Below are 10892 nucleotides of genomic sequence, written 5' to 3' on the forward strand. Positions count from 1 at the left end.
AGAACGCACGTGCCTCAGGACGCTTACGACTACGACGTGATCGTCGTCGGATCCGGCTTCGGCGGATCCGTCACCGCCCTCCGCCTCACCGAAAAGGGCTACCGCGTAGGCGTCCTGGAGGCCGGCCGCCGCTTCACCCCGGGCACCCTCCCCAAGAACTCCTGGGACATCAAGAACTACCTCTGGGCACCCAGGCTCGGCATGTACGGGCTCCAGCGCATCCATCTGCTGGGCAACGTGATGGTGCTCGCGGGTGCGGGGGTCGGGGGTGGTTCCCTGAACTACGCCAACACCCTCTACGTACCGCCGAAGCCGTTCTTCGAGGACCCGCAGTGGCGTGACATCACGGACTGGGAAGAGGAGTTGAAGCCGTACTACGACCAGGCACAGCGCATGCTCGGCGTACGGCTCAACCCGACGATGACCCCGTCCGACGTCCATCTGAAGGCGGCGGCCCAGCGGATGGGCGTCGGTGACACCTTCCACATGGCGCCCGTCGGGGTGTTCTTCGGCGACGGTCGGGACGCCGACGGCACGGGGAGGGCGAAACCCGGCGAGCGGGTCGCGGACCCGTACTTCGGTGGCGCGGGACCGGACCGCAAGGCGTGCACCGAGTGCGGTGAGTGCATGACCGGCTGCCGTCATGGTGCGAAGAACACCCTCAACGAGAACTACCTCTACCTCGCCGAGAAGGCGGGCGCGGTCGTGTTCCCCATGACGACGGTCGTCTCGGTCACGGACGACTCGCAGGGTGGGTACGCGATCGCCACCCTGCCGACGGACCAGCAGCGCAAGGGCAAGGGCCGGACCTTCAAGGCCCGCCGTGTCGTCCTCGCCGCCGGCACCTACGGGACCCAGACCCTGCTGCACCGCATGAAGGCGGGCGGTCAACTGCCGCACCTCTCCGAGAAGCTGGGCGAGCTGACCCGCACCAACTCCGAGGCACTGGTCGGCGCGCAGACCAGCGACCGGCGCTACCGCAAGGCCACCGGCGACAAGAGGGCCGACTTCACCCAGGGCGTCGCCATCACCTCGTCCATCCACCCGGACGCGAACACCCACATCGAGCCGGTCCGCTACGGCAAGGGCTCCAACTCGATGGGCGGCCTGTCCATCCTCCAGGTCCCCTACACCGAGGGCTCCTCACGGGTCCTGGGCTGGGTGGCGAACGCGGCCCGCCACCCCCTGCTGGTGCTGCGCTCCCTCTCCAACCGCCGCTGGTCGGAGCGGACCATCATCGGCCTGGTGATGCAGTCGCTGGACAACTCCCTGACGACGTACCTGAAGCCGGACGGCGTGGGCAAGGGCCTGCTCACCGCCCGCCAGGGCCACGGAGCCCCCAACCCCAAGCAGATCAGGGCCGCTTCACAGGGCGCGTCGGCGATCGCTGCCGAGATCAACGGCTTCGCGGGCTCCAACGTCGGCGAGCTGATGGGCACCCCGCTCACCGCCCACTTCCTCGGCGGCTGCCCCATCGGCGCCACCGCCGAGGACGGTGTGATCGACCCGTACCACCGCCTCTACGGCCACCCCGGTATCTCGGTCGTCGACGGCGCCGCGGTCTCGGCGAACCTCGGGGTGAACCCGTCCCTGACGATCACCGCACAGGCCGAGCGGGCGATGTCGTACTGGCCCAACAAGGGCGAGGCGGACCCGCGTCCGGCGCAGGGAGCGGCGTACGAACGTCTGAAGCCGGTCGAGCCGCGGACGGCGGCGGTACCGGCGCAGGCGTTCGGGGCGCTGCGGCTGCCGTTCCTGGGGATGCCGGCGGTGCCGCCGAAGAAGTAGCGCACGCGCAAAGAGAGAAGGACCTGCATCCCCCTCCGAACGCAGGTCCTTCTCTCTTTTTCTTGCGGTGATGCTTCTGGGGCTCTCAGCCCTCCGCACCCACCTTGCGGCGACGCATGGCGAAGACGGCGCCGGCACCGGCGACGATCGCGACACCGCCGACGAGACCGATGGTCGGCAGCGCCGAGCTGGAACCGGTGTCGGCGAGGTTGCCCGTCGGCAGCTCGGAGACGTCACCCTGCGGCTTCTTCACCGAGTCCTTGGAGCCGTTGTCGCTCGGGTCGGCCGTACCGGGGTCCGGGTTGTCCGAGCCGGCCTTCAGGACCTCGAAGTCGTACTGGGCCCAGCCCTCGGCGATGCAGTCCTGGCCGTCGATGTTGTCCAGGTAGGCGCCGGAGCCGAAGGAGTAGGCGTCGCCGGCCGGGGCCTTGGAGCCGATGCTGACGCGCAGGTCCACCGACTTGGTCTTGCCGGCCTTCAGCGAGTCGACGTAGAAGAAGTAGTCGCCGGCCCATTCGTCGGAGCCGATGCGGTCCCAGGTGCCGGTCTCGGTGTTCTTGAACTCCAGGTCGACGTACGGGCTCAGGAACTTCGCCTCGTCGAGCTCGTAGTTCTCGATCTCGGCGTAGAACGCGACGCCGTCGACCGTGGTGCCGGAGTCGTTGGTGACTGCCAGCTTGAAGTTGTGGAAGCCGTCACCGGCGACGATCTTGCCGGGCAGACCCTTGATGTCCGCGGACACCTTGGCGTCCGTGAAGTCCTCGTCGAGTTCCTCGCAGTACGGGACGTCCGGGTCGGTCGGCTCCTCGCTCGGCTCGGCCGACTCGGAGGGCTCGGGCTCGTCCGACTCGGTGGCCGTGGCGGTGGCCGTCGCGGTGTCGGTCGCCGTGGCGGTGGCGGTGGCCGTCGCCGTGTCGGTCGGGAGCGCGGTGTCGGTGGGCAGCGAGGTGTCCGTCGGGGTCGGGTCGGCCGTGTCGGTCGGCTCGTCCGTCGGCGTGGTGGTGACCGTCTCGGTGGGAGTCGCAGTCGTCTCGTCCGCGAACGCGACAGGCGCGGACAGCAGCGCGAGCGGGGCTATGACAGCCGTCGCGGCCGCTGCGGCCATGGCACGGCGAAGCTTCATGAATGACCTCAGGAAGTCCGGCGTGCTGCGACGCGCGGCACGCGAGTGGGGCGTGGTGGGCCCCGCCTGTGGGGTGCGGGTGTGGCCCTTGGTTCGCCTGGTTTGATTCGCGAAGCCTGTGAATGGTTGCCCCCGCATTCACAGAAACCTTATGTGGCCTGAGTCACATTTCGATTGCGCTTGTAAAAGTGCTTTCCCAGCCCATAGAACTGCCGTCGTGTCTGACAAGCCGTCCGAGGACTCCTCCTCGACCCCCGAAGTCCCCGACGACGTCTGGGAACAGTTCACCCGCGCCAACGAGCGGGAGGCTCCGAAGGAGCCCTCCGCGCGCGCCCGCATGGTGACCGAGCGCCTGCGGCAGCAGGAGGCCCGCGGTGAGACGCCCGAGAGCTGGCGTCCGGGGCCGCCCCTGCAGGAGAAGAAGCGCGGCCGACGGGTGTGGGCGGTCCTCGGTCTGCTCCTCGCCCTCGTCGTAGCCGTCGTGGCACTGAAGCCGTCGCTGCTGCCGGGCGACCCCTTCGGCAGCGGGACCTCCGACTCCGCCGCCGAGTCACCGCTCCCCGAGGAGACCGCGGCCCCGACCGCCCCGCCCTCCGCCGCGGCCCCCGCGACACCCACCCTGGACGATCCGTTCGCCGGATCCCCGGCCAAGCGCTGGGCCGACGGCAAGGCCGGCATCCTCGCGCCGAAGGCGGAAGCGGTCGGCGGAAGGTCGAAGGCGGAGGTCGCCCAGGCCCTTCAGCTGACCAGGGAACTGCTGATCTCCTCGAACCTCGACCCGGCGACACTGCGCGGCGAACGTCCCGAGGCGGCGCTGGACATATTGGACCCGAAGCAGAAGGACGTCCTGTCGGGGCTGAAGACCGCCCTGAGCAAGCCGGACGACAAGCACGACCCGCTCTCGATGTTCACCCGCTTCGACCCGGACGAGGTCCGGCCGGTCGGCGATGTCGTGAAGGTCCGCGGCCGGATGACGTTCAAGGCGGGCGAGGGCGTCGCCGTCGCCGTCCACGCCGACTACACCTTCGTCTACCCGGTGGTCCGCGCCGACGGTTCGCCCGAGGTGACCCGCACCATCGTCCGCCGCGTCCTCGACGTCGAACTCTCCGACCCGGCCAGATACGACATCACGCCCGGCAAGCTCACCGTCCTGCGCCACGACCGGGACGCCGGCAACTCGGCCTGTGATGTCCACGACGGCTGGTTCCACCCGCAGTTCCCCTCGGACGCCGCGACGAGCGCGCCCCCCTCGGGCCCGACGTCGGACCCGTACGACCGCAGCAAGGACATCAGCCAGGGGCAGGACTGCGGGACGGTCTCGCGCGTCTGACACCCAGCGGTCCGAGGTGTGGAGGGCCGAGGCACGGCGAAGGGCCCCGCGGGACGGAGCCGCGGGGCCCTTCTTTCGTCAGCACCGGCGTCAGGGCAGCACCGGTGCCTGGGAGCGGCGCCGGGGGGTTGCGCCGCTTGCCTCGCGTGCCGGGTCGGCGCCCCGGCGCAGTCGGGGCGCACAGCTGGTCTCGACCTCTGGCAGTGCGGGAGGACAAAGGCAATGTGGTTGTCTGCGAGGGGACTTGGGCTTTCTAGGCATCGTGCTGGATGGACCCGGCCACCGCAACCGTTTGGCCCGGCCTTGTACGTGTTCCCGTACTTTGCCTTGTACTCGTTTGTGCACTTTTCCGTCGGTCGGCCCCGGGCGTCCCCGGAGCCGGCCGTTCTCTTGGGTGACCGGACTGCTGTCCCCTGCCGTCCGGTCACTTACCTGGAGCGAGGTCCCACGACGTACGGCACGATCCGTACGTCTCATCGCCCCAGCGAGCCACGCGTGGTTCTTTCGGGCCCGCCCCTGGCTGGCACGGACACCCCACCAACGAAGCGGTCCGCGTCCCGGTCACGCGCCGTACGGGTGAGGCGGGGCCCGAACTCAGATGCGACCGCGGCACAGTTCGAGAAGGGTCATCGCGAGGGAGGTGCCCGGCCTGCCCAGCGCCTCGCTGTAGTGGTTGAGGACCTCCATCTCGCGGGAGAGGTTCACGCGCCGGCCGCCGGAGGTGATCCGCGCCTCCTGGATGACGGCGGACACGGCCATCCGTTCCTGGATCAGACCGATGATCCGGTCGTCGAGCGCGTCGATGCGCTCGCGGGCGCCGGTGATCACGTCCGCGGCCTCGGAGGTACGGGCGCCGGTCACGTCGATGGCGGTCATGGGGAGCTCCTCGTCTGGAAGGGGTCGAGGTGCCCCGGAGCGGCAGGGCCCGGAGGAAACGACAGGCGCCCCGGACCTTGTCGGCCCGGGGCGCCTGGGAAGTCGCTTGTCAGTAGCTCAAGCAGCACGACCATGGCAGCCGGCGGGCCGGGTGCCATAGGTAAAGAGGAAGGTCGGGTGCGTGAGCATGGGAGCAGTATGCCGCGCCACGCGGGGGCGTCCAACCCGGTTCGCATCGTGAGACGGCGCTTGCCCCGGGACCGGCCCCGCCGCGCCCGGTAGACTCGGCCCCACACACACCTCGCTCACGCCGGAAGGCAACCCGTGTCATCAGCGACCCCCGCCGCCGCCCCCGACACCGTCCTGGTCGTCGACTTCGGCGCGCAGTACGCCCAGCTCATCGCCCGCCGTGTCCGCGAGGCCCGGGTCTACAGCGAGATCGTGCCGAGCACCATGCCGGTCGCTCAGATGCTCGCCAAGAACCCGGCGGCGATCATCCTCTCCGGCGGCCCCTCCTCGGTCTACGCGGAGGGCGCCCCGCGCCTGGACCGCGAGCTCTTCGAGGCCGGCGTCCCCGTCTTCGGCATGTGCTACGGCTTCCAGCTGATGGCCACGACCCTCGGCGGCACGGTCGACAACACCGGCGCCCGTGAGTACGGCCGTACGCCGCTGCATGTGTCGCGGTCCGGCTCGACGCTCTTCGAGGGCACCCCCGACGAGCAGTCCGTCTGGATGTCCCACGGCGACGCCTGCTCCGCCGCCCCCGAGGGCTTCTCCGTCACGGCCGCCACGGACGTCGTCCCGGTCGCCGCCTTCGAGAACGACGAGAAGAAGCTCTACGGCGTCCAGTACCACCCCGAGGTCATGCACTCCACGCACGGCCAGCAGGTCCTGGAGCACTTCCTGTACCGGGGCGCGGGCCTGACCCCGTCCTGGACCACGGGCAATGTGATCGAGGAGCAGGTCACGGCCATCCGTGAGCAGGTCGGCGACAAGCGCGCCATCTGCGGTCTGTCCGGCGGTGTCGACTCCGCGGTGGCCGCGGCCCTCGTCGCACGCGCCATCGGTGACCAGCTGACCTGCGTGTACGTCGACCACGGCCTGATGCGCAAGGGCGAGACCGAGCAGGTCGAGAAGGACTTCGTGGCCGCGACCGGCGTCAAGCTGGTCGTCGTCGACGCGGAGGAGCGCTTCCTGACCGCGCTCAAGGGTGTCTCGGACCCCGAGGAGAAGCGGAAGATCATCGGCCGGGAGTTCATCCGGGTCTTCGAGCAGGCGCAGGCGGAGATCATCGCGGACGAGGGCCCGGCGGTGGAGTTCCTCGTCCAGGGCACCCTCTACCCCGACGTGGTCGAGTCCGGTGGCGGTACCGGCACCGCCAACATCAAGTCCCACCACAACGTCGGCGGCCTCCCCGAGGACCTCGAGTTCCAGCTGATCGAGCCGCTGCGCAAGCTGTTCAAGGACGAGGTCCGGATGGTCGGCCAGGAGCTGGGCCTGCCGGAGGAGATCGTCCAGCGCCAGCCGTTCCCCGGCCCGGGCCTCGGCATCCGGATCGTCGGCGAGGTCACCAAGGAGCGGCTCGACCTGCTCCGCGACGCGGACGCCATCGCCCGCGAGGAGCTGACCGCGGCCGGCCTCGACCGGGACATCTGGCAGTGCCCGGTGGTCCTGCTCGCGGACGTCCGCAGCGTCGGCGTCCAGGGCGACGGCCGCACGTACGGCCACCCGATCGTGCTGCGCCCGGTGTCCTCCGAGGACGCCATGACCGCCGACTGGTCGCGACTGCCGTACGAGGTGCTGGCGAAGATCTCGACGCGGATCACCAACGAGGTGGCCGACGTGAACCGCGTGGTCCTCGACGTGACGTCGAAGCCGCCGGGCACCATCGAGTGGGAGTAAGCCCTAGGTGCGCTTGATCGAGCGCACGGGCTCACCGGGCTTCCAGACCTGGACGACCAGGTACTTGTCGTCCTCGACGCAGGTCCGCACGACCTCCGTCAGCTCGGTGCGGAAGAGGTGGAACGGCTCCGGCGGTTCCACCTCTTCGCCGTATCCGGCCTTCGTCCCGGCGTCCACCACCTCGATCGCCCGCCCGCTGATCCGGACGTCCCCGCCGCCCATGCTCTGCCCCTCACCGGGGTTCGCCTGGAGCGCGAAGCGCCCGTCGCGGAGCAGGTCGAGCGCCTTGAGCGAGTCCGGCATCATGCCGAGCCAGAGCTCACCGTTCAGGAAACGGACCTCCAGGCCGCTCGTGCGCGGGGAGCCGTCCTTGCGGAGAGTCGCGAGGGTGTGGTGAGTGAAGGCGCCGAAGCGTTCCTCGACGCGCTTGGCGAAGTCGGGTTCGGCGGCGGCGAAGGCCGCCCAGTTCGCTGTCATACGGCGAGTCTGGCGCTCATACCCGACACCTGCTGTCCGTATTGCGCGAAGTGGCGTCGGCCCGATCGATTGCGCACGTCATCTTTTCATAACAGCTCTGTTCTCCTGCACTGACCGGCGGTAACTTCCGCCCCGTAAAGCAACCCCAGTGCTGGAGGACAGATGCACGGGACGTATGGCCCCAACCCGCCGACACCCCTGCCCACGGACAGCCTCCAGTTCGCGATGCCGCCGATGCACGACGCGGTCGAGGACGAGCGCAGGCACCGCAAGGAACGGCTCGCGGGGGCGCTGCGGATCTTCGGACGGCTGGGCTTCGAGGACGGGGTGTCCGGGCACATCACCGCGCGCGACCCGGAATTCACCGACTGCTTCTGGGTCAACCCCTTCGGGATGCCCTTCAAGCACGTGACGGTGAGCGACCTGGTCCTCGCCAACTCCGAGGGACAGGTCATCGAGGGCCGCTACCACGTCAACCAGGCCGCGTTCGCCGTTCACGCCCAGGTCCACGCCGCCCGCCCCGACGTCGTCGCGGTCGCCCACTGCCACTCCGTGCACGGCCGCGCGCTGGCCGCCCTGGGGGAGCTCCTGGACCCGATCACGCAGGAGAGCTGCGCGTTCTACGAGGACCACGCGGTCTACGACGCCTACTCGGGTGTCGCCGTCGACGCCGCCGAGGGACGCCGGATCGCCGCCGCGCTCGACTGCCGCAAGGGCCTGGTGCTGCGCAACCACGGTCTGCTGACCGTAGGGGACTCGGTGGACGCGGCGGCCTGGTGGTTCCTGTCCATGGAACGGTCCTCGCAGGTCCAGCTGACGGCCCGGGCAGCCGGCCGCCCGGTTCTCATCGAGCACAAGGCGGCGGTGGCGACGCGGGAGCAGCTGGGCGGGGACCTGGTGGCCTGGATCAACTACCAGCCGTTGTGGCAGGACATCAGTCGCAGCGAGCCGGATCTGCTGAGCTGAGCCCCAGGGTGAAGGGGGCTCAGAAACCCCGGAGCACGACCGCCTTGGTCATCGCGAACTCCTCGTCCGTGAGGACCCCGTCACGGTGCAGCTCGCCCAGCTCCCGGAGCCTGCGCAGGAGCACGTCGTGGTGGTCGGGCTGGGGCGGGACGGCCGCCGGGAGCCGGGCGGGACGGTCCTTCGCGAGGTCGTCGCCGGTGCGGGTGGAGGGGTGCGGGAGACGGGCGGTGACCGCGGTGGCGACCAGGGCCGTGAGCAGGTCGCGGCGGGCACTGCCCCACAGATCGAGGGCGTACGGGTCCTTCTCCGGCGGCAGTTTCGAGAACGCCGTCTCACGGGTCACGAAGCGCAGGAAGCCGTCCTCGTAGCCGGAGTTGGGCAGCCACTCGACCCCCACGACGTCGCCGATGGCGATGATCCGCGGCCCGGTCGCCCGCTTGACCCGGTCGGAGGTGTCCGACCAGTCGATACGGACCTGGAGACCGTCGAAGGAGACCGTGCCGTCGGAGGAACGCACCGAGACCGGGACCGGCGGACCGGCCAGCAGATACGTCTTCGTCGGCTCCTTGGGAACCTGGTCGAGCAGCAGCGCCCGGCGGATCTCCTCCGCCATGTACTCGGCGACCCCCGAGCGGTCGATGTCCACCAACAGCCGGTAGGGATCCGCCGGGTCCGGCAGCCGTCCGCCCGTCGCGTGAAGGAGCGGATCCGCCCCCTCGCGCAGCCGCATCCGCAGCCGCCCGCGCCTGCGTTCGGGTTCGTAGACCACGCCCGACACAGCCTCCAGGGGTACGGCGATCTCGCCGTACGTCTGCCGGAACAGCGGTACGGAGCGGTGGAGTCCCGGCGTGATCCTGACCGTTGTGCCGTCGAAGGCCCAGGTCCCGTCGCGCTGGATGATCTCGGCCATAGGGAAATTCTCGCAGCCGGGTCAACACGGCGGCCCGGCCTTCACCCGCCCTGACCAGACCTGCCGGGCGGGCACCCAGTGGCGTAGGGCACAATTCGCTGTCATCGCACGGGAGTTGCAGAGCGGTCGCCGAGGCTTCGGCAGGGGCCGCAGCGCGTGGGAATCGCGGGGAAGGCAGGCGTCGGACGTGGCGGTGCAGGAGGCGAGACAGAGCGTGGAAGCGGGCGCTCACGGGGGCGGCTGCACCTGCGGGGACTGTCCGCACGGGGCGCGTGCGGGACATCGGCGGGCGGTCGCCGAATTCGTGCTGAAACGGGACGAGTTCGCCGCCGGACAGGGGCTGCCGGCCGCCGTGGCCCACTCGGCCTCCGCCTCCCGCCAGTGGGTGTCGGAGGAGCTGACCCAGTCCGCGGAGCTCGTCGCCGAACGCGGCCGCGCCGAGGGCGAGGCCTGGCTGGTGCGAATGTGGAGCCGGACGGCGTACACGGTGTGGGCCGGCGTGGTCGTCCTGCTGCTGGTCCAGGCGCTGACGGCGATCGGCGCGGGCTGGACCCCGGCCCGGACCGCCGGTCTGCTGGCCGCGCTGCTGACGGCCGGCGCGCTGGCCGCCGCGTCCTGGTTCCACCGGGCCCGGGGCGGCGCGCTCGCGCCCGTGATCGGCGAGGACAACCGCCTGTCCACCTCGCGTGCGGTGGCCGTGGCCTGGGTGCTGTTCGTGGCGTACGCCGTGCTGGTCCTGGTCGGCCGCCTCGCCGCCGCCTCCGACCCCGCCGAGCGCGACACGCTGATCTCCGGCTTCGATCTCGCCCGCGGCGCGGGCGTGGTGACGGTCCTCGCCGTGGTGTGCGCCATCGCGGTCCTGGTGCGGCGCGTGGTCGGCCTGCGCGTCCTGGGACAGCGGCTGCAGAAGGTACGCGCCGACCGTCCGCGCGCCGCCGACCTCCTGACGGACGACGCGGGCCGGGGCACCTTCGCCGACATCCAGTACGTCGTGATCAGCACCGTCGCCCTGCTGTTCGCGGCCGTCCGCCTGGCCCGCCGCCCCGACCAACTCCCCGACCTCCCCTGGGGACTGGCGGTGGTCGTCCTCATCTCGGCGGCGACCTACGTGGCCGGCAAATACGCCGAGGGCGGCCGCCCGGTCATCCTCTCCGTCGTCCGCGCCCGCGAAGCCGGTGACCTCGACGCGCCGATCCGCACGGGCGACGACATCGAGATCCGCGGCGCCGGTTTCGTCCCCCCGGGCGCGCAGGGTGCGGAGCGCCTGTCCCGCATGACGGTCCGCGTCGGCACCGTCCACGTCCATGTCCCCCTCGTCCCGGTGAACGGAGGCTTCAGCAACCCGACGGACGCGGTCCTGACCGTGCCGGTGCCGGCGGATGTGGAACCTGGGCGGGTGGAGGTGCAGGTGGTCACCGCGGCGGGGGTGGAGACGAATCGGTACGGGATCGATGTGACGGACTGAACGGACTGAGGGTTGGGTGGGGGCGTCGGTAGTGGCGGGGGGGGGGTTCCCGGGG

General features: G+C 70.5%; 9 protein-coding genes. 5 read left to right on the forward strand and 4 right to left on the reverse strand.

All coding sequences use genetic code 11. The features are described from left to right. The first annotated feature begins 9 nt into the window (after nt 1–9). Nucleotides 10–1788, forward strand: coding sequence for a GMC family oxidoreductase N-terminal domain-containing protein (locus TN53_RS28860; RefSeq protein ID WP_046261630.1), 1779 nt, complete (start codon nt 10–12; stop codon nt 1786–1788). Nucleotides 1789–1873: 85 nt separating this feature from the next. On the opposite strand, the gene TN53_RS28865 is transcribed toward TN53_RS28860, so the two are convergent. Next, nucleotides 1874–2911, reverse strand: a complete 1038-nt coding sequence (locus TN53_RS28865; protein ID WP_052745330.1) for an LPXTG cell wall anchor domain-containing protein — start codon at nt 2909–2911, stop codon at nt 1874–1876. 217 nt (nt 2912–3128) lie between these two features. Here TN53_RS28865 and TN53_RS28870 point away from each other — a divergent pair, with 217 nt between their 5' ends. Further along, nucleotides 3129–4241, forward strand: coding sequence for a hypothetical protein (locus TN53_RS28870; protein ID WP_046261632.1), 1113 nt, complete (start codon nt 3129–3131; stop codon nt 4239–4241). A gap of 594 nt (nt 4242–4835) precedes the next feature. On the opposite strand, the gene TN53_RS28875 is transcribed toward TN53_RS28870, so the two are convergent. After that, nucleotides 4836–5117, reverse strand: a complete 282-nt coding sequence (locus TN53_RS28875) for a chorismate mutase (protein ID WP_046261633.1) — start codon at nt 5115–5117, stop codon at nt 4836–4838. Between the two features lie 324 nt (nt 5118–5441). Between TN53_RS28875 and guaA the strand changes: the two genes are divergently transcribed. Further along, entirely contained in the window at nt 5442–7019 is a 1578-nt protein-coding gene (gene guaA, locus TN53_RS28880) for a glutamine-hydrolyzing GMP synthase (RefSeq protein ID WP_046261634.1), read from the forward strand. A 3-nt stretch (nt 7020–7022) separates the two neighbouring features. Here the strand turns inward: guaA and TN53_RS28885 are convergent, their stop codons facing one another. Then, nucleotides 7023–7496: a pyridoxamine 5'-phosphate oxidase family protein gene (locus TN53_RS28885; protein WP_046261635.1), complete on the reverse strand. Its 474-nt coding sequence runs from the start codon at nt 7494–7496 to the stop codon at nt 7023–7025. Nucleotides 7497–7658: 162 nt separating this feature from the next. Here TN53_RS28885 and TN53_RS28890 point away from each other — a divergent pair, with 162 nt between their 5' ends. After that, nucleotides 7659–8462, forward strand: a complete 804-nt coding sequence (locus TN53_RS28890; protein ID WP_046261636.1) for a class II aldolase/adducin family protein — start codon at nt 7659–7661, stop codon at nt 8460–8462. A gap of 19 nt (nt 8463–8481) precedes the next feature. Here TN53_RS28890 and TN53_RS28895 read toward each other — a convergent pair whose 3' ends face one another. Next, the gene (locus TN53_RS28895) at nt 8482–9372 is read right to left on the reverse strand and encodes a DUF4429 domain-containing protein (protein WP_046261637.1); all 891 of its coding nucleotides are present in this window, start codon (nt 9370–9372) and stop codon (nt 8482–8484) included. Between the two features lie 187 nt (nt 9373–9559). Here TN53_RS28895 and TN53_RS28900 point away from each other — a divergent pair, with 187 nt between their 5' ends. Continuing rightward, on the forward strand, nt 9560–10837 hold the full coding sequence (locus TN53_RS28900; RefSeq protein WP_046261638.1) for a hypothetical protein: 1278 nt from the start codon (nt 9560–9562) through the stop codon (nt 10835–10837). Nucleotides 10838–10892: the final 55 nt, after the last annotated feature.

The sequence above is a fragment of the Streptomyces sp. WM6386 genome (assembly GCF_000972385.1).
GTDB lineage: Bacteria > Actinomycetota > Actinomycetes > Streptomycetales > Streptomycetaceae > Streptomyces.